Here is a 25,642-nt window from a genome sequence, read left to right as displayed (position 1 = left end):
ATACTGGTTTGGGCTAATCCGCGTTCGCTCGCCACTACTAACGGAATCACTTTTGTTTTCTTCTCCTCCGGGTACTTAGATGTTTCAGTTCTCCGGGTTCACCTCCTTTCGGATACTATATCTTCAATATAGTGGGTTGCCCCATTCGGATATCTGCGGATCAATTTGTATGTGCCAATCCCCGCAGCTTTTCGCAGCTTATCACGTCCTTCATCGCCTCTGAGAGCCTAGGCATTCCCCATACGCCCTTATTTAGCTTATTGTACTTTTTGCTTTTTTAATGAGTTTACATAATTGCTCGTTACAATTATTATAATTTTATATTAAATATTTCTATCTAATTATCATGTATCTTTTTCAATATGTCAATGAACTTTTATTCTGAAATTAACTCAGAATTTAGTGGAGAATACCGGAGTCGAACCGGTGACCTCTTGCGTGCAAGGCAAGCGCTCTAGCCAGCTGAGCTAATTCCCCGTAATGAATTCAAATTGTAGAATTCAGAATTACGAATTTAGAATTCTCAACCTCTAGAATTTCCTTTTCAATATTTAATGAACTTGTAGTCTCAGGCAGACTCGAACTGCCGACCTCTACATTATCAGTGTAGCGCTCTAACCAGCTGAGCTATGAGACTGTACTTAGTCGCTCGCCCTTAGTCTTTAGCTTTAATCACTAATGCCTAATGACTTACTTTATATTTTAAATTAACAGCAAGAAGAATAAACTATCTCTTTCTTAAAAACTTACACTACTAGTCGTCTTTCTCTAGAAAGGAGGTGTTCCAGCCGCACCTTCCGGTACGGCTACCTTGTTACGACTTAGCCCTAGTTACCGATTTTACCCTAGGCCGCTCCTTACGGTGACGGACTTCAGGCACTCCCAGCTTCCATGGCTTGACGGGCGGTGTGTACAAGGCCCGGGAACGTATTCACCGGATCATGGCTGATATCCGATTACTAGCGATTCCAGCTTCACGGAGTCGAGTTGCAGACTCCGATCCGAACTGAGATAGGGTTTATAGATTCGCTCCACCTCGCGGTGTGGCTGCTCTCTGTCCCTACCATTGTAGCACGTGTGTAGCCCAGGACGTAAGGGCCGTGATGATTTGACGTCATCCCCACCTTCCTCACAGTTTGCACTGGCAGTCTTGCTAGAGTTCCCATCTTTACATGCTGGCAACTAACAACAGGGGTTGCGCTCGTTATAGGACTTAACCTGACACCTCACGGCACGAGCTGACGACAACCATGCAGCACCTTGTAAGTAGTCCGAAGAAAGATCTATCTCTAAATCATGCAACTTACATTTAAGCCCTGGTAAGGTTCCTCGCGTATCATCGAATTAAACCACATGCTCCACCGCTTGTGCGGGCCCCCGTCAATTCCTTTGAGTTTCATTCTTGCGAACGTACTCCCCAGGTGGGATACTTATCACTTTCGCTTAGCCACTCAACCGAAGTCGAACAGCTAGTATCCATCGTTTACGGCGTGGACTACCGGGGTATCTAATCCCGTTCGCTCCCCACGCTTTCGTCCATCAGTGTCAGTATATTATTAGTAATCTGCCTTCGCAATTGGTATTCTATGTAATATCTATGCATTTCACCGCTACACTACATATTCTAACTACTTCATAATAACTCAAGACTAGCAGTATCAAAGGCAGTTCTACAGTTAAGCTGCAGGATTTCACCTCTGACTGACCAGTCCACCTACGGACCCTTTAAACCCAATGATTCCGGATAACGCTTGCATCCTCCGTATTACCGCGGCTGCTGGCACGGAGTTAGCCGATGCTTATTCTTACGGTACCGTCAAGCTCCTACACGTAGGAGTGTTTCTTCCCGTACAAAAGCAGTTTACAACCCATAGGGCAGTCTTCCTGCACGCGGCATGGCTGGATCAGGCTTCCGCCCATTGTCCAATATTCCTCACTGCTGCCTCCCGTAGGAGTCTGGTCCGTGTCTCAGTACCAGTGTGGGGGATCCCCCTCTCAGGGCCCCTACCTATCGTTGCCTTGGTGTGCCGTTACCACACCAACTAGCTAATAGGACGCATACTCATCTTGTACCGTAACCTTTAATTATTTCATCATGCGAATCTATAATACTATGGGGTGTTAATCTTCATTTCTAAAGGCTATCCCCCAGTACAAGGCAGATTGTATACGCGTTACGCACCCGTGCGCCGGTCGTCAGCAAGAGCAAGCTCTCCTGTTACCCCTCGACTTGCATGTGTTAGGCCTGCCGCTAGCGTTCATCCTGAGCCAGGATCAAACTCTTCATCGTTAAATTTTTAAGTCTTACGACTATGTCTTTAACAACCAATAGAATCTTCAGTACTCAAAATGGTTTATTCTCTTGTTTATATTAACCGTTTCCAGTTAATATTTACGCTGTCAATTTCAATATGTTTATGAACTTTATTTCTTCTCTAAATGTCGTCTCCTCGTTTAGCGGGTGCAAATATAAAACCCTTTTTTAAACTCACAAAACTTTTTTAAGTTTTTTTTGAAAATATTTTTTCAAAATTTTAACCCAATATTTTAGTGAACTTACCGCTCGATTTCTAACTGTTTTGTTAGCCATTTTTGCGGGGTGCAAACATAGCACCTTTTTTTGAACTCACAATAACTTTTTTGATTTTTTTTGAAAGTTTTTTAACCCTCGTTTAAATCTCGTTTTTCTATGAACTTCTGCTTAACTTCTGAACTGTGTCATCCGTTTTGCGGGTGCAAATATACAACCCTTTTTCTTTCTCGCAAGCCTTTTTTTATCTTTATTTATGTTTTATTTTTAACCGTATTTTAACCCTTTATTAATCACTACTTTACATGCGAATATTTTTTTGATATTATTCACTGTTTTCTTCTTTATTAGTGTTTGTTAGTGAATCTGGTTATTTGTTACTGTATTATTAATACTAATATATATGTGTTATTGTTTGGGTTTTATGCCGTTTGTTTTATTATGAATGCGCTCTGTTTACTGTTTAATGCTAATAAATACGGTACTTACTTATTTAAAATGACCGCTACTAACACGCGCGTTAGGGATTGAACGGCTTGTTTGAAATCCTTTTTAAAGTGTTTTATGTTTTTACCTCTGCAAAAAATACTGTATACCTACCAATTACTTACTCATTATAATACTATAACTTTACTTTAAAAAGATTGAGTAGTGAAAGCCCGACCCCAAAGTATGTAGGGGAACGCTATAATTAAAATTATACCTACATATATATTGTGTGTGTTTTTTTATACTATTATATTTGTGCCTTATTTTAATTTTATTTCATGATAGATATTACTTTACCAGATGGTAGTGTAAAAACGTTTGAAGAAAACGTTACACCAATGGATGTTGCTAAAAGTATTAGCGAAGGTTTGGCTAGAAATGTTATTTCGGCAAGTTTTAATGATACAATTGTTGAAACCTCTACCCCATTAACCACTAATGGTGCTTTAGTTTTATATACCTGGAAAGATGATGCTGGCAAGACTGCTTTTTGGCACTCATCTGCTCACGTATTAGCTCAGGCTATTGAAGAATTGTATCCTGGTGTTAAACTTACTATTGGGCCTGCTATTGAAAATGGTTTTTATTATGATGTTGATTTTGGCGAGCATGTAGTATCTGAAAAAGATTTTAAAACTATTGAGAATAAAATGTTGGAGATTGCTCGTGGTAAACACGATTTTAAAATGCGATCTGTAACTAAAGCCGAAGCTTTAGCGCTATATAAAGACAATGCTTTTAAAACGGAACTTATTGAAAACTTAGAAGATGGCACTATTACCTTTTGCGATCATTCTACATTTACAGATTTATGTCGTGGTGGTCATATACCTAATACTGGCATTATAAAAGCTGTAAAAGTTTTAAGTGTTGCCGGTGCGTATTGGCGTGGTGACGAAAACAAACCACAGTTGACACGTGTTTATGGTATTTCTTTTCCTAAGCAAAAAGAATTAACGGAATATTTAAATTTACTTGAAGAGGCTAAGAAACGTGACCATAGAAAACTTGGTAAAGAGCTTGAGCTTTTTACGTTTTCGCAAAAAGTTGGCCAAGGTTTACCTTTATGGTTGCCTAAAGGTGCCGCTTTACGAGAACGCTTGGAAAACTTTTTAAAAGCGGCACAAAAAAAAGCTGGTTATGAAATGGTGGTTACTCCTCATATTGGACAAAAAGAACTTTATGTTACCTCTGGGCATTACGCTAAATATGGTGAAGATAGTTTCCAACCAATTACCACTCCTAAAGAAGATGAAGAGTTTTTATTAAAACCCATGAACTGCCCACACCATTGCGAAATTTACAATAGTGCACAATGGAGTTATAAAGATTTACCTATACGTTATGCTGAATTTGGTACTGTTTATAGATACGAGCAAAGTGGTGAACTACATGGTTTAACGCGCGTTAGAGGTTTCACACAAGATGATGCGCATATATTTTGCACACCAGACCAGTTGGACGAAGAGTTTAAAAATGTTATAGATTTAGTATTATATGTGTTTGGTTCATTAGGTTTTGCAAACTTTACGGCACAGGTATCTGTAAGGGACTCGAAAAATCCCGACAAATATATTGGTGATGTTGCCAATTGGGAAAAGGCTGAACGCGCAATTATTAATGCTGCTTCAGATAAGGGTCTTAATTATGTTATTGAAGAAGGCGAAGCTGCCTTTTATGGCCCAAAACTAGATTTTATGGTTAAAGATGCTTTAGGTAGAAAATGGCAACTAGGAACCATACAAGTTGATTACAATTTACCTGAACGTTTTGATTTATCATATAAAGGTAGTGACAATGAATTGCATCGCCCTATAATGATACACAGAGCACCGTTTGGAAGTTTAGAGCGTTTTGTAGCAATATTGCTTGAACACACTGGAGGTAATTTCCCATTATGGTTAATGCCAACGCAGTGTATGATATTGTCTCTCAGCGAGAAATATGAAAAATACTCGGAAAAAGTTTTAAATTTGCTAGAAAATAACGAAATTCGCGCCCTTGTAGACCATAGAAATGAAACCATAGGAAAGAAAATTAGGGAATCTGAAATGAAAAAATTCCCGTATATGCTTATAATTGGTGAACAAGAAGAGAAAGAAAACAAAGTTACAGTACGTAAACACGGTGGTGAAGATTTAGGTATGATGAGTATTGAAACTTTTTCAAACATTATAAAAGAAGAGATCAATAAAACGTTAAAATCGTTCTAGAAAAATAAAATAAAGTTTAATTAAAATTTTTAAGCCATAGCAATTAGAAGAAGAAGACAACCCCAAAGGGTAGTACAAGAGGATAAACACAGAATTAACTCTAAAATTAAATCACCGAAAGTAAGATTGGTTGGTGAAAATGTTGAAGTAGGTATATATAACATACGAGAAGCTTTAGCAATAGCCGATGATCAAGGCTTAGATTTGGTTGAAATATCACCTAAAGCAGATCCTCCTGTGTGTAAAGTTATGGACTACAAAAAGTTTCTTTACGAACAAAAGAAACGTGATAAAGCTTTAAAAGCGAAAGCAAGTAAAGTAGTCGTTAAGGAAATTAGATTTGGGCCACAAACTGATGACCATGATTATGAGTTTAAAAAGAAACATGCCGAAAAGTTTTTAAAAGAAGGTGCCAAACTAAAAGCTTTTGTGTTTTTTAAAGGACGCTCCATAATATTTAAAGAACAAGGGCAAATTTTACTTTTACGTTTAGCTCAAGATTTAGAAGAGTTTGGTAAAGTAGAACAAATGCCAAAATTAGAGGGTAAACGCATGACCATGTTTATTGCCCCTAAAAAAGAAAAAAAGTAATAAGATATTTTATAAAATCTTATTCAAAATAATTAAGCGAAATAATTAAAACTAGGAAAAGAAAATGCCTAAAATGAAAACAAAATCTAGTGCCAAAAAACGTTTTAAATTAACGGGCACTGGTAAAATTAAAAGAAAGCACGCTTTTAAAAGTCACATCTTAACAAAGAAGTCTAAAAAGCGTAAGCTTGCGTTAACCCATGATACTTTAGTACATAAGGCTGACGAAGATAATATTAAAACAATGTTACGCTTAAAGTAACAAATGTTTTAATTGGTTAAAACAAATTGTAAAACCCTGGAGTGTGGCTCAATTAAAGAGTTAAAAGTTAAAAGTTAAAAAGTTTTCTTTAAAACTGAATTACTAAAAACTATAAACCGCCCACTACAAAAAACTTAAAAATTATGCCAAGATCAGTAAATTCTGTAGCAAAAAGAGCTAGAAGAAAAAAGATTATTAAACAAGCAAAAGGTTACTTTGGAAGACGTAAAAACGTTTGGACAGTAGCTAAAAACGCGGTTGATAGAGCGATGCAATATTCGTACAGAGACCGCAAAGCAAAAAAGAGAACTTTCCGTGCTTTATGGATTACGCGTATTAACGCTGGAGCTAGAGAACACGGTTTATCTTATTCTCAATTTATGGGGAAATTAAAAGCTAATGACATAGAATTAAACCGTAAGGTTTTAGCAGATTTAGCTATGAATAACCCTGAAGCTTTTAAAGCTGTAGTTGAAAAAGTAAAATAAGGCGCTTAGCCTATTGTAAAACATATATTTCGCTTAATAAAAAATCCAACTCTTTTTTGAGTTGGATTTTTTTATTTAATATTTTTAAACATAAATTTAATTACTGTAGCAGTAAATTAATACTATTTTTTAATGGATTTATCTCAAGTAAAACTCATTGTAAGTGACATGGATGGTACACTTTTAAACTCTAACCATGAAGTTAGTAGTTTATTTTTAAAACAATTTAAAAGCCTAAAACAAAACAATATAAAATTTGTTGCCGCCAGTGGTCGCCCATATTACAGTATAGTTAACAAGTTAGAAACTATAAAAAATGATATAATAATAGTAGCTGAAAATGGGGGTTTAGTTATTGAAAACGATAAGCAACTACTTTCTACCCCAATAAACACCAAGAATATTTACAGTTTAGAGCAAATTATAGATTCTAATAACCATATTCACGCTGTGTTTTGCACCAAAAGTAAGGGATATTTTAAGAGTAATTCCTCTGGGTATATACCTGAATTATCAGAGTATTACCCAACATTTAAAGTAATTGATAGTATTGATGAAATTGAAGAAGATATTATGAAAATTGCTATTTATCATTCTGAAGATTCAGAAAAATACATTTATCCGTTAGTAAAACATTTTGAACAAAACTACGCTATTAAAATATCTGGAAAAAATTGGTTAGATATATCTGACAGTTTAGCTAATAAAGGGCACGCCATAAAAATGCTACAAGAAAAATATAACATTTCAGAAAACGAAACTATGGTTTTTGGTGATTATAATAACGATTTAGAAATGCTAAAAATAGCTAAATTTAGTTATGCTATGCAAAACGCGCACACCAATGTAAAGCAAACTGCAAACTACCAAACCAAAAGTAATGATGATTTTGGTGTTGAATATATTATAGACAAATTATTAAAAAATAAAATTTAATTACCAAAAGCAGTAACCACTACGGCTCTTGAGCCGCCATAATTTCTATGCTCACATAAATAAATACCTTGCCAAATGCCTAAATTTAAACGTCCGTTTGTTATAGGTATTTGTATTGATGCGCCAAATAATGATGCTTTTATATGTGCAGGCATATCATCTGCTCCTTCATAAGTATGTTTGTAATACGGTGCATTTTCAGGTACTATTTTGTTTATATGGCTTTCAAAATCTTCTCGTACTGTATAATCTGCATTTTCATTTATTGTTAAACTTGCCGAAGTATGCTTAATAAACACCTGCAATTGCCCTATTTTAATATCTTCAATATTAGGTAATGCATTTAAAATTTCTGAAGTAATTAAATGAAAACCTCTGCTGTATGCTTTTAATTTTATTTCTTTTTGAAAAAACTTCATTATTATTATTTATGCTTTCAATAAAAATAATTTAATCGGTTTACGCAACCTTTTCAATAAAATACTATCTTATAATAAAACTAAATTTTATGAAGAAATTAGCTTTACTATTTACTGTTATTTTACTTAGTGTTTCAAGTTGTAGTTTGAATGAAGACAGTAATAATGAACCTGTTGTTATAACTATTAACGAATGGAATTTAATAAATGTTACTGGTGGTGTAGCCGGTGTAGATCATGATTTTGAAATTGGCGATATTGTTTGGGTTTTTGATAACAATAATAGCATACTAAACATTAACAATAACAACGAAAATGCTGATTTAGAAGATGGTTTAGATTCTGGTAATTACAATTTATTTTTTCATGAGCATAATGAAAATTTATTTTTAATTGTTGAAGGTGTTGAGTTTGGAGAGATTGAAACTTTTGGAGATAATAATGATGATATGAGCATTGACCAAAACAGCTTATCTACAGGAACAGGAAGCGATGGTTATGTATATACATTTAAAAGAACTACTAGAACAGTTGAACTGTAGTTTTTAAGTTTTTTGTTTTTTCTTTTTAGCGGCTGGAAACAACACATTATTTAATATAAGTCTATATCCAGGAGATGTTGGGTGTAAATCTAGTTCGGTTTTTGCATCGCCTACCCTATGCTGGTAATCTTCAGGATCATGCCCGCCGTAAAAGGTAAAAAAACCTTTGCCTTTAATACCGTGAATATATTTTGCCTCGCCATTAATTTTGGTTTCACCCATAATTAATACGTTAGATTTTATTTCTTTTTTGGTAAATGATGTGGTTTGGCCCATGAAACCTTTTACTAAAGCTGTATGATTTTGGCATAACATGGTTGGAATTGGATCCCATTTTGCCGAAAATTCCATTAGTGAAAAGTAATCGGTTGTTTTTGGTACATTTCGTTTTCTTGTCATGTCTATTGAAGAAAACTCATAAACCAATGGGCTTCTTTCTAAAATAAAATCTGTAAAAGCAAAAGTACTATTATAATCTATTTTACTTTGGTAGCCAGCATCACTACCATCGCCATCAAACATAGGTTCACAAATATCAATACCATTGGCAGCTAATGCTATATCAAAACTATCTGTTGCACTACACATAGCAAACATAAAACCACCGCCCACAACGTAATCTCTAATTTTTAAAGCTACGTCTCTTTTTTGTTCAGATACTTTATTATATCCTAATTTTGCTGCTAGTGCTTCGGCAGATTTTTTTTCTTCAATATACCACGAAGCTGCCCTGTAAGCACCGTAAAATTTACCGTATTGCCCAGTAAAATCTTCGTGGTGCAAGTGTAACCAATCATACAACAATAAGTTATCGTTCAACACTTCTTCATCATAAACAGTTTCATAAGGAATTTCGGCATACTTTAAAACCATGGTTACAGCATCATCCCAAGGTTGTTTTCCTTTGGGTGTGTATACAGCAATGTTAGGTGCTTTTTCTAAAACCACAGCTTCCATATTTTTACTGGGGCTGCTAATTTCTTGCAAAATATTTTCAGCTTTACTGTTTGAAATTACTTCAAAATTAACGCCTCTAATTTGACATTCTTTTTGAATAGCATCAGTATCTGGCAATAAAAATGAACCACCACGGTAGTTTAACAACCACTTAACTTTTAATTCTTTATTAAGCACCCAATATGTAATACCATAAGCTTTTAGGTGATTTTTTTGGGTTTCGGCATCCATGGGCACCAGAATGTAAGATGCAAATGTTTTAAACGTTATAAAAAAGAATAATAAAATTAAGAATATCTTCTTCAAAATTTGGGCTACTTTTTGGTGCTTCATAAAAATAAAAGCACATTATTTTTAAATTGAAAGATACTTAAAATTATTTTTAACCTGTAAGTTTTAACAGAAGTTAAATACAATCTTATTTAAAATGGTACTTCGTCATCATTATCATTATTAAATGAGCTACCAAAAGCTTGGTCTGGTGATGCTGTAAAACCTTCAGATTTAAAGGTATCATCATTAGCGGCTGCATTCATTTTTGAGTGGAATTCAAAAGGCGAATCAAAATCTTCTAAATTATCAAACTTACCTAAATGTCCTAAGAATTTAAGTCTAATATTTTCAAGTCCACCATTACGGTGTTTTGCTATAATAAATTCTGCTTGTCCTTCGGTTGGTGAGCGTTCTTCATCATCCCATTCATCAATTTTATAATACTCTGGTCTGTAAATAAAACTTACAATATCGGCATCTTGCTCAATAGCACCAGATTCACGTAAATCTGAAAGTAAAGGGCGTTTACTACCGCCACGAGTTTCAACCGCACGCGATAACTGCGATAGTGCAATTACTGGCACATTTAATTCTTTTGCTAAAGCTTTAAGGTTTCTAGAAATCATTGATATTTCCTGCTCCCTGTTTCCGCCATGGCTATTACCTCCTGTCATTAACTGTAAATAATCAATCATTATTAGCTTTATACCATGTTGTGATGATAAACGACGTGCTTTTGCTCTTAAATCGAAGATTGAAAGTGAGGGCGTATCATCAATAAATAACGGCGCTTTTTCTAAACCTTTTACTTTCACATTTAATTGTTCCCACTCGTGCTTTTCTAATTTACCGGTACGTAATTTTTCAGAAGACAAGCCCGTTTCACTAGAAATTAAACGGGTAATTAACTGTACCGATGCCATTTCTAATGAGAAAAAAGCAACCGGAATGTTTTGATCTACCGCTATATTTCTTGCCATAGACAATGTTAATGCGGTTTTACCCATACCAGGACGTGCAGCTACAATAATTAAATCAGATGGTTGCCAACCAGATGTTAATTTATCTAACTTAGTAAAACCTGTAGGAATACCACTTAAGCCTTCTTTATTTGAAATTTCTTCAATTTTCTTTTTAGCTTGAATAACCAACTCTTGGGCAGACTCACTAGATTTTTTTATGTTGCCTTGTGTTACCTCATAAAGTTTAGATTCTGCTTTATCTAATAAATCAAAAACATCTTTGGTTTCATCATATGAATCTTCAATAATTTCATTTGAAATTTTAATTAAGCTTCGTTGAATAAACTTTTGAAGAATAATTCTGGCATGAAACTCAATATGTGCAGAAGATGATACTTTTTGGGTTAAGGAAATTAGGTAAAAATCTCCTCCAACCATTTCTAGTTTTGCATTCTTTTTTAATTGTGTAGAAACGGTTAATAAGTCTATTGGTTCACTGTTTTCAAATAGCTGAAAAACTGCCTCGAAAATATATTGATGTGCTTCTTTGTAAAATGCTTCAGGGCTTAAAATATCAATAACTTCATCAACACCCTTCTTATCAATCATCATTGCACCCAACACAACCTCCTCTAAATCAATTGCTTGAGGTGGTATTTTTCCTTTTTCTAGGTTAATCAAGGTACTCTTATCTACTTTATATCCTTGGATTTGGTTAGGCTGTTTCATAACTGCGAAAGTAACTAAAAAGTTGATGCCTTTTACATAAAGACTGTGTTGGGTTTTTAACCAACAGTTAACAATTTAACTGTTAATAACTTAAAAATATTGTGAATAAGCTCAAAAAAAAAACCTGAAGCATAAGCTTCAGATTTTGTATCATGTGGTTTTAAAAGGATTAGCCTTTAAACACGCCCATATTTTCATATTTATCCATACGTTTTGAAACTAAATCTTTTGGTGATAAGTTTTTTAATGACTCGTATGTTTTTACAATAGTGTTACTAACATTGGTAAATGTTTTTTCTCTATCGCGGTGTGCACCACCAAGCGGTTCTTTAATAATATCATCAACCACTTTTATTTTTTTAGCATCACTTGCTGTAAGTTTAAGTGCTTCGGCTGCTTGTTCTTTGTATTCCCAACTACGCCATAAAATAGACGAACAGTTTTCTGGAGAAATTACGGAGTACCATGCGTTTTCTAACATTAATACTTTATCTCCAACACCAATACCTAAAGCACCACCAGATGCACCTTCGCCAATAACTATAGCAATAATTGGCACTTGTAATCTGGCCATTTCAAGTATATTTCGGGCAATGGCTTCACCTTGGCCACGTTCTTCAGCTTCTAAACCTGGGTATGCGCCCGGAGTATCAATTAGAGTTACAACAGGAATACCAAATTTTTCGGCAGATTTCATTAAGCGTAATGCTTTACGGTATCCTTCTGGGTTTGCCATACCAAAATTACGGTATTGCCTGGTTTTGGTGTTATAACCTTTTTGTTGACCAATAAACATAAATGATTGGTCGCCAATTTTACCTAAACCGCCTACCATGGCTTTATCATCTTTTACATTTCTATCGCCATGTAATTCTAAAAACGTATCTCCACAAATGGCTTTAATATAATCTAACGTATATGGCCTATTTGGGTGCCTTGATAATTGTACCCTTTGCCATGGTGTTAGGTTTTTATATATGTCTTTTTGTGCTGCTGCTAATTTTTTTTCTATTTGAGAGCAAGTTTCAGTTACATCAACTTCACTTTCTTCTCCTATTACTTTACATTTTAGTAATTGCTCTTCTAGGTCTTTTATTGGAAGTTCAAATTCTAAATATTCCATAAGAATTTTTGGTTTAATGCTATTAACTTAAAGTTAGGCTACAAATATAAAAACTTAAACTTGTTTAACACCTAAGTTTGTTTTCTTTTTAATTTTCTAGAATTTTTTAACGCCGCATTTAACAAAACTGTTGTAAGTATAACAATGGCTCCATAGTAAAAATTGGGTGTCATTTTTTCTGTTTCAGGAAACAAAATAACAGCTAAAATAATACCGTAAACAGGTTCTAAATTATATGACAACACCACAGTGTAAGGACTTATAACCTTCATTACATATACAGACGCTATAAAAGCATAAGCTGTACATACTGAAGCTAATATGAATAAATAGATAATATCATTTTTAGAGATATTGAAAAAATTTGCTGTAAAACCATCAGTAAATAGCGCTATATAAATGCTTATAAAAAATACGCCACTTAAAAATTCATAAAATGATATGGTTGTGGCCGAATGTTGCTTTAAAAAACTACCATTTAATACGGCAAATAGTGATGATAAAAATGCCGATGAAATTCCTAAAATAATACCATTTATGTATTTAATTTCGCTTTGCGTAATTATAAAAACACCTATAATTACTAAAATACCTAGTAAAATTTCATACCAAATGAGTTTACGTTTATATACAATAGGCTCTAAAATTGAGGCAAAAAAAGCACCTGTTGAAAACATAGATAAAGCAATAGAAATATTTGCAGCATCAATGGCTGCAAAAAAGGTAATCCAATGAGCGGCTATTACTATGCCAGCTAATGCTAATTTTAAAATAGCTTTAGGCTTTACCTGAAGCTTTATTTTAGATATTTTAATATAAATAAACATTAAAATTGATGCCATTAGCATTCTGTACCAAACTAACGGAATTGCAGAAATGGTTATGACTTCACCTAAAATAGCGGTAAAACCTGCAATAAAAACTAAAACATGTAAATGCAGGTAATTTTTAAATTTAACGCTTGGCATTATAAAGCAAGTAAATAGATAAAATACCAAAAATTATATTAGGAAACCAAACGGCTATTAATGGCGGAAAGTCAGATTGTTCTGCCATAACACCAAAAACCTTATCAAAAAACACAAACACCATGGCTATACAAATACCTAAAGCCAAATTAACGCCCATACCACCGCGCCTTTTAATTGACGAAACAGCTACTGCTATTATGGTTAAAATAAACACTGATACTGGTAAACTCCATTTTCTGTAAAGTACTAATTTAAAGCGCCCTACGTTTGATGAGCCTCTTGCCTCTTCACTATCAATAAAGCGTTTTAAATCTCCGTATGATTTTGTTTCGGCGGCATAAATTACTGGTATTAAATCATCTACTTTAAAATCAAAAAGGGTATCTTTTGTACGTTCAGATTCTATACGATCTTCGTTTTCTAAAATATGACGTTTGGTATAATCTATAAGTCTGTATACCGAGTCTTTTTCTACATAACGTATTGTATTTGCTGTAATTTTATAAGCTAGTTTATTATCTTCAAAATGTTCTAAAGTAAAATTATTTCCGTAGTTATTTTTCACATCATAACTGCTAACATAAATAATATCATTATCATTAATTTGCCTAAAAACATTGGTGTTTTCAACGGCTTTTCGGCCTTTTTTTAAATATTTATAGCTGAAGTTATTAAAGCCTTCACTGGCTTTAGGCGCCAAAAACATACCTAATAGCAAAGAAAATAATGCAACAATAACGGCACCAATTACATATGGCCTTAAAAAACGCATAAACGAAACGCCAGAGCTTAAAAAGGCTACAATTTCGGTATTATTAGCCAGTTTTGATGTAAACCAAATAACCGATAGGAATAAAAATAACGGAAACAGCAAATGCGCAAAATAAATAGTGAAGTCTAAAAAATACAAAAGCACTTCAGACATTGGTGCTTCGCTGTCTAAAATTTTACCTATTTTTTCGGCTAAATGCACTGTTATTCCAATAGGTACAAACAACAATAACATCATGGAAAATGTAAGTAAATAGCGTTTTAGTATGTACCAATCTAATATTTTCATGCGTTATAACTTCATATTTTTTAAAGCATTTTTGGCTTTCTTTTAAAGTCTTTTATCCATTTGTTTAACCATGGTGTTTTTCCATGTATTAAAATCTCCGGCTAATATATGCTTTCTTGCCTCTCTAACCAACCACAAATAAAAACCTAAATTATGAATGGTTGCTATTTGTTTACCCAATAACTCATTTACCGAAAACAAATGGCGTAAATAGGCTTTACTATACTCTGTATCTACAAAAGTTATTCCCATTTCATCAATTGGCGAAAAATCATCTTCCCACTTTTTATTTTTAATATTTATGGTGCCGTGGGCTGTAAATAACATACCGTTTCTGGCATTACGTGTTGGCATAACACAATCAAACATGTCTACACCTAACGCTATATTTTCTAAAATATTGATTGGTGTACCAACGCCCATTAAATAACGTGGCTTATCTTCTGGCAAAATACTACAAACAACATCTGTCATGGCATACATTTCTTCGGCAGGTTCACCAACAGATAAGCCACCAATGGCATTACCAACGGCACCAGCATTTGCAATATATTCAGCCGATTGTACACGCAAATCTTTATAAGTACTACCTTGCACTATTGGAAAAAACGCTTGATTATAGCCATATTTTAAAGGTGTTTTTTCTAAATGATTTATACACCTATCTAACCAACGGTGCGTCATGTGCATAGAGCGTTTTGCATAGTTATAATCGCATGGGTATGGTGTACATTCATCAAAAGCCATAATAATATCGGCACCTATACTACGCTGAATTTCCATTACGTTTTCAGGTGTAAAAGTGTGGTAGCTACCATCAATATGGCTTTTAAATTTTACACCTTCTTCTTTAATTTTTCTATTTGCTGATAGTGAATATACTTGGTATCCGCCAGAATCTGTTAATATATTTCTATCCCAATTCATAAACTTATGAAGTCCGCCGGCTTGTTCTAAAATTTTAGTTTGCGGGCGCAAGTATAAATGATAGGTGTTACCTAAAATAATATCAGGATTTATATCATTTTTAAGTTCACGCTGGTGCACACCTTTTACGGTTGCAACTGTGCCAACGGGCATAAATATGGGTGTTTGTATTACCCCATGATCTGTAGTTATCTCTCCTGCTCTTGCTTTACTTTTGGGGTCTTGTGCTTTTAATGTAAACTTCATTTTATACTTTGTATTCAGTTGGCAAACCTACATATTTTTTTTATTCTAAAATTATTTTTTAACGTATTATAACTATTGTGAAGCTTTAAATTACCAACCTATTAATCGTTTTTTAATGTAAACATTATAGACTAATTTGAAAATAAATTAGTTTTGGCAACGTTTTTGTTATTGTTAAGCAAATCTTAAAAAACGAACAATTATGAAATTTTTAAAAAAAGAAGTTTTAGCACTATTGGTTATTGTAATTTCATCGGCTACTTGTATGGCTCAAACCGCCACGGGTTTTGGTTTAAAAGGCGGATTAAATTACAATGCTAATGGTAAGTATTTTGAATCTATTAGTAATAACTCTAAAAACCCAGACCGTAACATTGGCTACCACATTGGCGTGTTTGGTAAAATTGGAGAGAAAATTTATTTTAAACCTGAGGTTGTTTATACCAGCACTAAAAGTGATTATAATAGTGATGATTTTACCATGCAAAAACTTGATGCCCCTTTACTTGTTGGCGCAAAAGTTTTAGGACCAATTAGCGTTTTTGGAGGGCCATCATTACAGTATATTTTAGATACAGAATTTGATGGTATTTCTATTAAGAATGTTGAAGATGATTTTTCTGTAGGACTTAATTTTGGTATTGGTTTAAACTTTAATAAAGTAGGAATTGATGTAAGATATGAACGTGGTTTTAATAAAAACGAAGCTACTTTTTTACAGAATAATAGCATTAACCCTGACAGGTTAGATACCAGGCCAGATCAATTAATTTTAAGTTTATCTATAATTTTATAAAAAATACTATTTTATAAAAAACAAAAACCTCGCTTTTCAGCGAGGTTTTTTTATAGTGGTTTTATCTAAAAAATTAATCAGCATCTAAATAGTCAAAAATACCATCACCATCAGTATCGGTAGTTGTAATTGTAGTACCAGTAAATGTTCCATTGGCTAATTCTACAATGTGTACTAATTTTTCGTTAGCTCCAAAAGTTAAAGCCTCTAAAGCTGCTTTTGTTGGCTCATTGTATGTTTTAATTTCAAAAAGTTCGCTTATTTCAGCAGCAGTTGAAACGCCATCGCCATCATCATCAGTATCAAAATAATTAGGTATACTATCTTCATCTGTATCATCGCCATCAAAAACGCCAGATTCACTATTAGTATTAAATTCTTGATTGCCTGATAATTCTTCTAAATACGATGGAATACCATCACCATCATGGTCTAATTCTTCTGCATGTATAAGTTCAAACTTAAAAATTAGTGGCGAATAGCTTGGTAAATCTGTTCTGGCCTCTTGGTAATATGCCAAACCAGAAGGTAAAAACATAACACCCATACCTGGGTTATTAAAATTAACGGTACCATCGCCATTATCTACATACCCATTAGCAACGTTAAACATAGGAAACACACGCCTCCAACCTGGTATTAAATCAATTAAACCAAAATATGTATCTGGTGTTGTTTTACTATCAAAAGCATCGGTTAAATCGTTTAAATTATCATCTAAAGTATAACCTTCGTAAGTGGTTAAAATATTATCTGCAAAGCTTGGTCTAAAATCACCACCGCCTTCATTTAAAACCAACACGTAAAATTCATAATCTATATCTGCAAAAGTGGTTTTTCTAGAAACACCAACAGCATCTTTTAGTAAGGTATGGCCATCTGGCACTGTTTCACCTGTGGCCATTCGTGTAATTACTAAGTCTGAAATGCTTGCGTTTGTATTCGTTTCAAATACATCAGAATTATAGTAATGTGTTTCTAAAAAATCTATTAAAGAATCGTTATCAATAACCTGCTGCTCATTTCTATCTCTATCAACTATTTCAACATTATCACTTCCTTCGTCATCATTTCCACAAGAGAAGATACAAAGTGCCAAACAAAAAATTAGTAGGCTTATTTTTTCTAATTTCATAAACTATTTTATTTTCAACTTAAATTTAGTAAGTAAAGAACGCATAATTAGATTAGAATACATTTATGCGTATTTTTGAGGCGCAAGATACAATTTTAATACAATCTTGCACAATAACATTAACGTAGTTTTAGTAATAATTATATGCGAATTGATAAGTATTTATGGTGTGTTAGGTATTACAAAACCAGATCATTGGCAACAACAGCTTGTAAAAAAGGGCATGTGCGTGTAAACCAAGACATAGTAAAACCTAGCCGAGAGGTATACCCGCTTGATGTAATTGAAGTTAGAAAAAACCAAATTAACTATAGCCTAAAAGTAAACGATTTACCTCCTAATAGAGTGGGCGCAAAATTGGTTGATATATACAGAACTGATACCACACCAAAGGAAGCCTTTGAAGCACAAGAACTTTTAAAATATTCTAAAGATTACTACCGTAAAAAAGGCACTGGCAGGCCTACAAAAAAAGATAGACGAGATATTGATGGTTATACTACCGATGCTGAAGAGTAATTTTTAATTAGTTCTTTTTTAGTTTGAAACATATGCTCATATATTAAAAATGAGTAATTTTATATTTTATTTTTTCTGAATTTAGAAAGTTATGACTGTTAAAACCAACGTTATTTTAAACCACACACAAATTGAACATAAAATTAGACGTATTGCTTTTCAAATTTACGAAAGCAATGTTGACGAAAAAGAAGTTGTTTTAGCTGGTATTGATAAAAATGGTTATGTGTTTGCCGAAAAATTGAAAGTTGAATTAGAAAATATTTCTGAAATAACACCAGTACTTTGCAAGGTACTAATTGATAAAAAAAATCCGCAATCTGAAATAAAAACCTCAATTACTGAAGACAATTATAAAAATAAATCTTTAGTATTAGTTGATGATGTTTTAAATTCTGGCACCACATTAATTTATGGTGTAAAACACTTTTTAAATGTTCCTTTAAAACAATTTAAAACAGCTGTTTTGGTAAACCGAAATCATAAAAAATACCCTGTAAAAGCCGATTTTAAAGGTATTTCATTATCAACATCATTACATGAACATATTGAAGTGACTTTAAAAGACAATGCTTTTGAAGCCGTTTTACAGTAGTTTTAAAATATCTTTAGTTATTTCTTTTTTTGATTTATCATCTGTAATTACATGATGTGTTGCTTTACTGTAGTACGGTAACCTTTCAAACAAATGTTTACCAATAAACTCTGTTAACGCCTCTTCGGTTTCAATGTGCGCTATTAACGGGCGTGTTGCTTTCTTTTTAATTAACTTTTTAGCTAATTTTGGTATAGATGCTTTTAAGTAAATACTCAAAACATTATTAGTATTTAAAATTTGCTCCATATTATCACCAAAACAAGGTGTACCACCTCCTAATGACAAAATAATGTTTTTATCAGCACTTAAAAGTTCCTGTAAATAGGCTTGCTCTTTCTTTCTAAAATATATTTCGCCTTTGTTGTCAAAAATTTCTTTTACGGTTGCTTTTTCCTTTTCTTCAATAAAATCATCTAAATCAATTAAATCATAATTTAATTTTTTAGCTAATTTTTTACCAATTGAAGACTTACCAGAGCCCATATACCCAATTAAAACAAGAATCATTTTTTACGTTATAAATTGATTATTAAAAACATACGCTTTCGCGATGCAAAAAAACGAAAATTTCTTCAAAAAAAGTATTGTTTAATTAAAAATAGGTTATATATTTGCACCCGCAAACAACAACATGTTGGCTGCTAAAAAAAATGACCTGGTAGCTCAGTTGGTAGAGCATCTCCCTTTTAAGGAGAGGGTCCTGGGTTCGAGCCCCAGCCCGGTCACTTTTTAATCTTAAAAAACCTTACTAATTTTAGTAAGGTTTTTTTTATTTATAGAATTCTTCACACTTATTCAAAACTTATATTTTCGTTTTTTTAAGTAATTATTTAATCATTATTTAATGGTAACTTTGGAAAAAAAAGATAATCTAGTATTTTTATTATATGTTAAAAGAAAAATTAGTAGCCCTAGTATATCTATATATTTCACTCATAGGTATTAATCAACTTAATGCCCAAAACTCAATATATTTTAACCATATTACTACAGATGATGGTTTATCTCAAAATGATGTAAATAGTATATTTCAAGATAAAGAAGGGTTTATGTGGTTTGCAACCCATGACGGCCTTAATAAATATGATGGTTATAGCTTTTCTGTTTACACCCCAAAAAGAAACAACCCAAATAGCATTAGTAGTAATTTAACTTATGCTGTAACAGGTGGTGAAAACGGTAATTTATGGATAGGTACAACTGGTAATGGCTTAAACTATTTTGATAAAGCTTTAAATAAGTTTTTTCGTTTTACTCACGATGATAAAAACCCAAAAAGCATATCTAACAACCATATAAGTTCTCTTTTTAAAGATTCAAAAAATAGATTATGGATTGGAACCCCTAATGCTTTAAACCTACTAGATTTAAACAAACCTATTGATAAACCGGTTTTTAAAAGTATTGATATTAAAGAAGTTTATCAAGTTTTTGAAGACAGCAAAGGTCAATTATGGGTAGCTTCGGTTAGAGGTATATACAAAGTTTTTATTGATCATGAAAACAATTTTGAGGCCAAACAAGTAAACATAGATATTGGTATAAAATCAAAAATAGCCATAAGAAGTATTACTGAAGATGCCTACGGCAGATTAATAATTGGAGCATCATGGGGTATGTATGTATTAGATTTAAATTTACCCAATAGTAAAGCTTTTTTTGTAAAAAGTAGCGCTATTAATTGCCTTTTAATAGATGGAAATCATATTTGGGCAGGAACCAATAAAGGGTTGAGCTATTTTAGTAATGACAACCGAAATGAACTACCTGTACTTAAAAAAACTTTTAAATATAACCCAAGAAATCAATATGGCATAAGTAAGAACATAATAAAATCACTTTATAAAGATAAAACTGGTATTGTATGGGTAGGTACCAATGGTGGCGGTATTAACAAATATGACCCCGATAGAAAACAATTTCATCACATAAAAAAAACACTAGACCCAACAAGCCTTAGTTATGATAAAATAAGAGCTATGTTTGAAGATAGCTATGGCAACTTATGGATTGGTACAGAAGGTGGCGGCTTAAACATGTTACCTAAAAAAAATAGTGATAGTTTATATTTTGGATATAATAACATTACAGTTACTAGAAACCCTTTTGCTATTGCCGAAATTGAATATTACAACCAAAAAACACTTATAGTTGGTACCGAAGGTTTCCCTAGCCTATACACTTTAGACTTAAGTACCACCCAAAAAAACATTACTAATGAGAGTTTTAAAAAAATTAATGAAATTGGTAACAGTGTATTTACACTAAAACAAGATAGATATAAAAATATTTGGATAGGAACCTACCGTGGCGGTATACACAGGTGGGCGTACTATAAAAACACAAATACCTACAAAAAAGATAATTTACGCCACAACAAAAACAATCCTTACAGTTTATCAAATAATATAATTAGAAATATTTTTGAAGATACAAAAGGCAATTTGTGGTTTGCAACAGGTAATGGTTTATGTAAATTAACACCTGAAGAAGCTTTAAAAAAAGACCCAAAGTTTGAAGTTTTTAAAAACATTCCTAATGATGATACAAGTTTAAGCCATAACTATATTTTACCCATATACGAAAGTAAATCTGGTGATCTTTGGTTTGGTACATTTGGTGGTGGTTTAAATAAACTTATACCTGGTAACAAAAACAGCGAACCTTCATTTAAAGCTTACTCCGTTGCCGAAGGCTTACCTAGCAATGTAATAAAAGGAATTTTAGAAGATAATGAAGGCAATTTATGGATATCTACAAACCAAGGTATTTCAAAGTTCAATCCAAAAGAAGAAACTTTTAAAAATTATGATGTTAATGACGGGCTTCAAAGCAATGAATTTCAAGAATTAGCATGTGTTAAAAGAGCTAATGGGCAACTCCTTTTTGGTGGCGTAAATGGTTTTAATGCGTTTTATCCTGAAAAAATAACAGACAACACCATTGAAGCCAATACCATTATTACCAACTTTTCAATATCAAACAAACAAATTAATATAGGCGATGAAATAAATGGCAGGATATTATTTGATAAAGACGTAAATAATATTGAATCTATTGAGCTTAAACCTTATGAAAACAATTTTTCTATAGAATTTGCAGCCCTACACTACGCCGCTCCTAGAAAAAATAAGTTTGCATATATGCTAGAAGGTTTTGATGCTGATTGGGTGTATACAAACTCAAAAAAACGTTTTGCTACCTACACCAATTTAGCCTCTGGTAACTATACATTAAAAGTAAAAGCATCAAATAATGATGGCGTTTGGGATTCTAACCCAACACAATTAAAAATTAGTATTTTACCACCTTTCTGGAAATCTAATCTCGCGTATTTTCTCTATAGCGCTCTTATAATTGGTATACTTTTAATGTACCGTAGGTTTACAATTATTAAAACCACTAAAAAACACGAGTTAGAATTAGAATACATTGAAAAAGAAAAAAATGAAGAACTAAACCGCGTAAAATTAGAATTTTTCACAAACATTTCTCATGAATTTCGTACGCCTTTAACCTTAATAAAAGGCCCATTAAAATACTTGCAAAAGCACGGTCATGAAATAGATCAAAAAACAGTGCAAGAACAATATGGGCTCATGCAAAAAAACACAGAGTATTTATTACGCCTTGTAAATCAGCTTTTAGATTTTAGAAAAGTAAACCAAGGTAAAATGCGCTTAGTACTTAGAAAAAGTAATATTGTTCATTTTGTAAGAGAAATTACAGAACCTTTTCAGTTTTTAGCAAATAAACAAGATATAGAATTTACTTTAAACGCTAAAGAAGAGCCTATAATGTCTTGGTTTGACCACGAAGCATTAGAAAAAATAATGTCTAACCTACTTTCAAACGCCTTTAAATTTACACCTCAGCACGGTGCTATTAAAATTAACATGTTTGTTAATGACGAAAAAAGTGTGGTTATTAAAGTTACCGATAGTGGCTCTGGTATAGACGAAGAAAAAATAAAAAATATTTTTGAACGCTTTTATACAGATAATAAAGCCGGTAAGAAAAAACAAAGAGGTGTTGGCATTGGTTTATCTTTCACCAAAAGTTTGGTTGATTTACACCAAGGAACTATTGAAATTGAAAGCGAGCCAAATGTTGAAACCGTTTTTACAGTTACCCTTCCAACCGAACGAAAAGCCTATGAAGATTTACCCGAAATAACACTTAAAGATAAAGAAGATGTAGACTTTTATGTACGTTCTTCTGAAGCTGAAACAGCCGCAATTAGTATAAATGATGAACTTATTGATCAAAATTTATCATTAAACAAATCAAACCTTCCTATTTTACTTGTAGTTGATGATAATAGTGATATTAGAAAATTTATAAAACAAGCACTAAGTAAAAACTACACAATTTATGAAGCAGACAATGGCGCTATGGGTGTTGAGCTAGCCAACAAACTTATGCCAAGTGTTATTTTAACTGATATTGTAATGCCAGAAATGGATGGGTTTGGCTTATGTAAAAACATAAAAACTAAAAAAGAAACCAGCCATATTCCCGTTATAATGCTTACAGCTAAACTATCTCAAGAAACTGAAATTGAAGGTAGAAAAATAGGAGCAGATGGCTACATTAGAAAACCTTTTGATATTGAACTTTTAGAACTTAAAATTTCAAATATCATAAAACACAGAGAAGATTTAAGGAAACGCTTTAACCGAGATATAAGTTTAAAACCTAAAGAAGTTACTGTAACTTCAATGGATGAACAATTTCTTCAAAAAGCCATTAGTATTGTTGAAGACAATATGATGAATACAGACTTTAATGTAGAAATGCTTGTAAAAGAAATGGGCTATAGCCGAAGTAATTTATATTCAAAATTTAAAGAAATTACAGGCTTATCTTCAAGTGAATTTATAAGAAATATAAAACTAAAAAGAGCCGTTCAACTCTTTGAACAAAGTGATTATTCCGTAAAAGAAATTATGTATATGACGGGTTTCAATACCGCATCATATTTTGCCAAATGTTTTAAAAAACAGTTTGGTGTTATACCAAGCGAATATGTAAGCCAAAAACATAAACAAACTGAAAACTCTAAAAAAGAGGAAAAATAAAATCATTTATTACCTAATTATGAACATACTTTACAGTTTGTTCTCTTCTATTTTGGCTACTTTTAAGGTTATAAAACCAGACCTTAATTAAACTAAAATGAAAAAACTTTTTTTAGCAGTTTTGCTATTATTTATTGTTTCATGTAACAAACAAAAAAAAGAACCATCTAAAGAAAAACCCAACGTCGTTTTCATTTTTGCAGATGATATGACCTACTCTGCCATAAATGCTTTGGGTAATAACGAAATTATAACCCCAAATTTAGATAAACTAGTAACACACGGCACCACCTTTACACACGCCTACAATATGGGTGCTTGGAATGGTGCAATTTGTGCTGCTTCAAGAGCCATGATAATGTCTGGTAGAACTGTGTGGAATGTTAATAATTTCAGACAAAATTGGACCAAAAACAAAGAACTAGATAAAACTTGGGGAAAATTAATGGAAAACGCTGGTTATGATACCTACATGACTGGTAAATGGCATATTGATGCAAAAGCAGATAGCGTTTTTCAAAATGTAAAACATACCAGACCCGGCATGCCTAATGATGCTTGGGAGCACAATGAGCAAGTAGCAAAATTTAAAGCCATTGAAGGCACAGATAGAGATCCTGCCACTTTAATGCCTATTGGCTACAACAGGCCTTTGAGTGAAAACGATACAACTTGGTCTCCATCAAATCCTAAATTTGGTGGTTTTTGGGAAGGCGGTAAACACTGGAGCGAAGTTTTAAAAGATGATGCTATTAGTTTTATTGAAAACGCTGAAAAGAGTAAAAACCCGTTTTTTATGTATTTAGCCTTTAATGCTCCACATGACCCTAGGCAAGCACCGCAAGAGTATCTAGACAAATACCCTTTAGAAAACATTAGTTTACCTAAAAGCTGGTTACCAGAATATCCGTTTAAAGACGGCATGGGTTGTGGCCCTAATTTAAGAGATGAAGCATTAGCACCATTTCCTAGAACAGAATATGCCACAAAAAAACATATACAAGAATATTATGCTATTATAACACATTTAGATGCTCAAATTGGAAAAATTTTAGATAGGCTTGAAGCTACAGGAAAAATGGATAACACCTACATTATTTTTACAGCAGATCATGGTTTAGCCATTGGCAAACATGGCTTAATTGGTAAACAATCTCAATACGACCATAGTATTAGAGCTCCTTTTATGATTATGGGCCCAAACATTCCTGAAAATAAAAAAGTAAATGCCGATATTTATTTACAAGACGCCATGGCTACTAGCCTTGAATTAGCCAATATTGAAAAGCCAGAATACGTGTTTTTTAATAGTGTTTTAGACCTAGCAATAGGAGAACAAGAAAAAGGAAATTACGATGCCATTTATAACGGATACAGAGATTTACAACGTATGATTAGAAAAGACGGATTTAAACTCATCATTTATCCTAAAATTAAAAAACTTCAGTTATTTGATATGAATAAAGATCCTGAAGAAATGAATAACTTAGCCAATGATGATACTTACAAAGAAAAAGTAAAAACCTTATTTAATGATTTAGTTAAGCTTCAAAAAGATATGAATGACCCTTTAGATTTAACATCAATAATATCTCTTTAAAAAAAGCCTTCTAATTAAAAACTAGAAGGCCTTTTAACTAATTATAGTACTTAACTAACTCAAAATTGAATTTTTACACATGTGCACTAAAACAATTTGTAACTCATTTAAAAGTATATATCATAATTCTAATACACATTGCTAATTTCATGTTTTTGTAAATACTATAACATATCTTTTGTTCACATTATTGCA

General features: G+C 32.8%; 20 protein-coding genes, 3 tRNA genes and 2 rRNA genes (1 of these 25 only partly in view). 12 read left to right on the top strand and 13 right to left on the bottom strand.

All coding sequences use genetic code 11. The annotated features are described in order from the left end of the window. The 4 genes from ACYX4H_RS10190 to ACYX4H_RS10175 all read right to left on the bottom strand — a co-directional run. Nucleotides 1-263 (bottom strand): 23S ribosomal RNA (locus ACYX4H_RS10190) (it extends 2,537 nt beyond the left edge of the window). Nucleotides 264-403: 140 nt separating this feature from the next. After that, nucleotides 404-477 (bottom strand) — tRNA-Ala (locus ACYX4H_RS10185). Between the two features lie 86 nt (nucleotides 478-563). Next, nucleotides 564-637, bottom strand: a tRNA-Ile gene (locus ACYX4H_RS10180). A gap of 135 nt (nucleotides 638-772) precedes the next feature. Next, a 16S ribosomal RNA gene (locus ACYX4H_RS10175) occupies nucleotides 773-2,290 on the bottom strand. Together the 16S and 23S rRNA genes with 2 tRNA genes alongside form the textbook arrangement of a ribosomal RNA operon. Nucleotides 2,291-3,297: 1,007 nt before the next feature. Between ACYX4H_RS10175 and thrS the strand changes: the two genes are divergently transcribed. From thrS to ACYX4H_RS10150, 5 genes are all read left to right on the top strand, one after another. Continuing rightward, a complete protein-coding gene (gene thrS, locus ACYX4H_RS10170; RefSeq protein WP_476236133.1) occupies nucleotides 3,298-5,232 on the top strand; it encodes a threonine--tRNA ligase in 1,935 nt (644 codons plus the stop codon). A 36-nt stretch (nucleotides 5,233-5,268) separates the two neighbouring features. Next, entirely contained in the window at nucleotides 5,269-5,823 is a 555-nt protein-coding gene (gene infC, locus ACYX4H_RS10165; RefSeq protein ID WP_475295227.1) for a translation initiation factor IF-3, read from the top strand. A gap of 64 nt (nucleotides 5,824-5,887) precedes the next feature. Next, complete coding sequence (rpmI, locus tag ACYX4H_RS10160; RefSeq protein ID WP_019388182.1) at nucleotides 5,888-6,085, top strand: 50S ribosomal protein L35; 198 nt, start codon at nucleotides 5,888-5,890, stop codon at nucleotides 6,083-6,085. Between the two features lie 143 nt (nucleotides 6,086-6,228). Beyond that, nucleotides 6,229-6,573 carry a 50S ribosomal protein L20 gene (gene rplT / locus ACYX4H_RS10155; RefSeq protein WP_147136542.1) on the top strand — a complete coding sequence of 115 codons (345 nt, stop codon included), beginning with the start codon at nucleotides 6,229-6,231 and terminating at the stop codon, nucleotides 6,571-6,573. A 132-nt stretch (nucleotides 6,574-6,705) separates the two neighbouring features. Then, nucleotides 6,706-7,509, top strand: coding sequence for an HAD family hydrolase (locus tag ACYX4H_RS10150; RefSeq protein ID WP_476236131.1), 804 nt, complete (start codon nucleotides 6,706-6,708; stop codon nucleotides 7,507-7,509). Here the strand turns inward: ACYX4H_RS10150 and ACYX4H_RS10145 are convergent. Beyond that, nucleotides 7,506-7,928, bottom strand: coding sequence for a secondary thiamine-phosphate synthase enzyme YjbQ (locus ACYX4H_RS10145; protein ID WP_476236130.1), 423 nt, complete (start codon nucleotides 7,926-7,928; stop codon nucleotides 7,506-7,508). The genes ACYX4H_RS10150 and ACYX4H_RS10145 overlap by 4 nt on opposite strands. An 89-nt stretch (nucleotides 7,929-8,017) precedes the next feature. Between ACYX4H_RS10145 and ACYX4H_RS10140 the strand changes: the two genes are divergently transcribed. Next, on the top strand, nucleotides 8,018-8,470 hold the full coding sequence (locus ACYX4H_RS10140; protein ID WP_476236129.1) for a hypothetical protein: 453 nt from the start codon (nucleotides 8,018-8,020) through the stop codon (nucleotides 8,468-8,470). A 3-nt stretch (nucleotides 8,471-8,473) separates the two neighbouring features. On the opposite strand, the gene ACYX4H_RS10135 is transcribed toward ACYX4H_RS10140, so the two are convergent. The 6 genes from ACYX4H_RS10135 to tgt form a co-directional block, all read right to left on the bottom strand. Beyond that, entirely contained in the window at nucleotides 8,474-9,658 is a 1,185-nt protein-coding gene (locus ACYX4H_RS10135) for an asparagine synthetase B (RefSeq protein WP_476238657.1), read from the bottom strand. Between the two features lie 191 nt (nucleotides 9,659-9,849). Beyond that, a complete protein-coding gene (gene dnaB, locus ACYX4H_RS10130) occupies nucleotides 9,850-11,391 on the bottom strand; it encodes a replicative DNA helicase (RefSeq protein WP_147136555.1) in 1,542 nt (513 codons plus the stop codon). Between the two features lie 169 nt (nucleotides 11,392-11,560). Beyond that, entirely contained in the window at nucleotides 11,561-12,514 is a 954-nt protein-coding gene (locus ACYX4H_RS10125) for an acetyl-CoA carboxylase carboxyltransferase subunit alpha (protein WP_475294157.1), read from the bottom strand. Between the two features lie 71 nt (nucleotides 12,515-12,585). After that, entirely contained in the window at nucleotides 12,586-13,482 is an 897-nt protein-coding gene (locus ACYX4H_RS10120; RefSeq protein WP_476236128.1) for a DMT family transporter, read from the bottom strand. Beyond that, nucleotides 13,469-14,545 carry an LptF/LptG family permease gene (locus ACYX4H_RS10115; RefSeq protein ID WP_476236126.1) on the bottom strand — a complete coding sequence of 359 codons (1,077 nt, stop codon included), beginning with the start codon at nucleotides 14,543-14,545 and terminating at the stop codon, nucleotides 13,469-13,471. The genes ACYX4H_RS10120 and ACYX4H_RS10115 overlap by 14 nt, the downstream gene beginning before the upstream one ends. Nucleotides 14,546-14,587: 42 nt before the next feature. Next, on the bottom strand, nucleotides 14,588-15,718 hold the full coding sequence (tgt, locus tag ACYX4H_RS10110) for a tRNA guanosine(34) transglycosylase Tgt (protein WP_475294160.1): 1,131 nt from the start codon (nucleotides 15,716-15,718) through the stop codon (nucleotides 14,588-14,590). Between the two features lie 202 nt (nucleotides 15,719-15,920). Here tgt and ACYX4H_RS10105 point away from each other — a divergent pair, with 202 nt between their 5' ends. Continuing rightward, a complete protein-coding gene (locus ACYX4H_RS10105) occupies nucleotides 15,921-16,514 on the top strand; it encodes an outer membrane beta-barrel protein (protein WP_476236125.1) in 594 nt (197 codons plus the stop codon). 73 nt (nucleotides 16,515-16,587) lie between these two features. On the opposite strand, the gene ACYX4H_RS10100 is transcribed toward ACYX4H_RS10105, so the two are convergent. Then, nucleotides 16,588-17,649, bottom strand: a complete 1,062-nt coding sequence (locus ACYX4H_RS10100; protein ID WP_476236124.1) for an FKBP-type peptidyl-prolyl cis-trans isomerase — start codon at nucleotides 17,647-17,649, stop codon at nucleotides 16,588-16,590. 144 nt (nucleotides 17,650-17,793) lie between these two features. Here ACYX4H_RS10100 and ACYX4H_RS10095 point away from each other — a divergent pair, with 144 nt between their 5' ends. Together ACYX4H_RS10095 and ACYX4H_RS10090 are read left to right on the top strand one after the other, a co-directional pair. Beyond that, the gene (locus ACYX4H_RS10095; RefSeq protein WP_476236123.1) at nucleotides 17,794-18,168 is read left to right on the top strand and encodes an RNA-binding S4 domain-containing protein; all 375 of its coding nucleotides are present in this window, start codon (nucleotides 17,794-17,796) and stop codon (nucleotides 18,166-18,168) included. A 91-nt stretch (nucleotides 18,169-18,259) separates the two neighbouring features. Further along, nucleotides 18,260-18,763 (top strand): phosphoribosyltransferase domain-containing protein, encoded by a 504-nt coding sequence (locus ACYX4H_RS10090; protein ID WP_476236122.1) that lies wholly within the window; start codon nucleotides 18,260-18,262, stop codon nucleotides 18,761-18,763. On the opposite strand, the gene ACYX4H_RS10085 is transcribed toward ACYX4H_RS10090, so the two are convergent. Beyond that, on the bottom strand, nucleotides 18,755-19,273 hold the full coding sequence (locus ACYX4H_RS10085) for a shikimate kinase (protein WP_476236121.1): 519 nt from the start codon (nucleotides 19,271-19,273) through the stop codon (nucleotides 18,755-18,757). The two genes, ACYX4H_RS10090 and ACYX4H_RS10085, sit on opposite strands and share 9 nt — an antisense overlap. Before the next feature lie 145 nt (nucleotides 19,274-19,418). On the opposite strand from ACYX4H_RS10085, the gene ACYX4H_RS10080 reads away from it, so the two are divergent. The 3 genes from ACYX4H_RS10080 (at nucleotide 19,419) to ACYX4H_RS10070 (ending at nucleotide 25,447) form a co-directional block, all read left to right on the top strand. Further along, nucleotides 19,419-19,491, top strand: a tRNA-Lys gene (locus ACYX4H_RS10080). Between the two features lie 162 nt (nucleotides 19,492-19,653). Then, a complete protein-coding gene (locus ACYX4H_RS10075) occupies nucleotides 19,654-23,847 on the top strand; it encodes a hybrid sensor histidine kinase/response regulator transcription factor (RefSeq protein WP_476236120.1) in 4,194 nt (1,397 codons plus the stop codon). A gap of 97 nt (nucleotides 23,848-23,944) precedes the next feature. Then, a complete protein-coding gene (locus ACYX4H_RS10070; protein ID WP_476236119.1) occupies nucleotides 23,945-25,447 on the top strand; it encodes a sulfatase family protein in 1,503 nt (500 codons plus the stop codon). The last annotated feature ends 195 nt before the right edge of the window (nucleotides 25,448-25,642 follow it).

The organism is Seonamhaeicola sp. ABD4_340, from assembly GCF_056312135.1.
Note: the sequence above shows the minus strand (reverse complement) of the source record. Positions and strands in the feature narration are given on the sequence as shown.

Coding starts and splice junctions, on each gene's coding strand:
- ACYX4H_RS10085 (WP_476236121.1), bottom strand. CDS start 19,273: ATGATTCTTGTTTTAATTGGGTATATGGGCTCTGGTAAGTCTTCAATT.
- ACYX4H_RS10075 (WP_476236120.1), top strand. CDS start 19,654: ATGTTAAAAGAAAAATTAGTAGCCCTAGTATATCTATATATTTCACTC.
- ACYX4H_RS10125 (WP_475294157.1), bottom strand. CDS start 12,514: ATGGAATATTTAGAATTTGAACTTCCAATAAAAGACCTAGAAGAGCAA.
- ACYX4H_RS10150 (WP_476236131.1), top strand. CDS start 6,706: ATGGATTTATCTCAAGTAAAACTCATTGTAAGTGACATGGATGGTACA.
- ACYX4H_RS10140 (WP_476236129.1), top strand. CDS start 8,018: ATGAAGAAATTAGCTTTACTATTTACTGTTATTTTACTTAGTGTTTCA.
- ACYX4H_RS10135 (WP_476238657.1), bottom strand. CDS start 9,658: ATGGATGCCGAAACCCAAAAAAATCACCTAAAAGCTTATGGTATTACA.
- tgt (WP_475294160.1), bottom strand. CDS start 15,718: ATGAAGTTTACATTAAAAGCACAAGACCCCAAAAGTAAAGCAAGAGCA.
- ACYX4H_RS10095 (WP_476236123.1), top strand. CDS start 17,794: ATGCGAATTGATAAGTATTTATGGTGTGTTAGGTATTACAAAACCAGA.
- ACYX4H_RS10105 (WP_476236125.1), top strand. CDS start 15,921: ATGAAATTTTTAAAAAAAGAAGTTTTAGCACTATTGGTTATTGTAATT.
- thrS (WP_476236133.1), top strand. CDS start 3,298: ATGATAGATATTACTTTACCAGATGGTAGTGTAAAAACGTTTGAAGAA.
- ACYX4H_RS10120 (WP_476236128.1), bottom strand. CDS start 13,482: ATGCCAAGCGTTAAATTTAAAAATTACCTGCATTTACATGTTTTAGTT.
- ACYX4H_RS10100 (WP_476236124.1), bottom strand. CDS start 17,649: ATGAAATTAGAAAAAATAAGCCTACTAATTTTTTGTTTGGCACTTTGT.
- ACYX4H_RS10090 (WP_476236122.1), top strand. CDS start 18,260: ATGACTGTTAAAACCAACGTTATTTTAAACCACACACAAATTGAACAT.
- rplT (WP_147136542.1), top strand. CDS start 6,229: ATGCCAAGATCAGTAAATTCTGTAGCAAAAAGAGCTAGAAGAAAAAAG.
- ACYX4H_RS10115 (WP_476236126.1), bottom strand. CDS start 14,545: ATGAAAATATTAGATTGGTACATACTAAAACGCTATTTACTTACATTT.
- dnaB (WP_147136555.1), bottom strand. CDS start 11,391: ATGAAACAGCCTAACCAAATCCAAGGATATAAAGTAGATAAGAGTACC.
- ACYX4H_RS10145 (WP_476236130.1), bottom strand. CDS start 7,928: ATGAAGTTTTTTCAAAAAGAAATAAAATTAAAAGCATACAGCAGAGGT.
- ACYX4H_RS10070 (WP_476236119.1), top strand. CDS start 23,945: ATGAAAAAACTTTTTTTAGCAGTTTTGCTATTATTTATTGTTTCATGT.
- rpmI (WP_019388182.1), top strand. CDS start 5,888: ATGCCTAAAATGAAAACAAAATCTAGTGCCAAAAAACGTTTTAAATTA.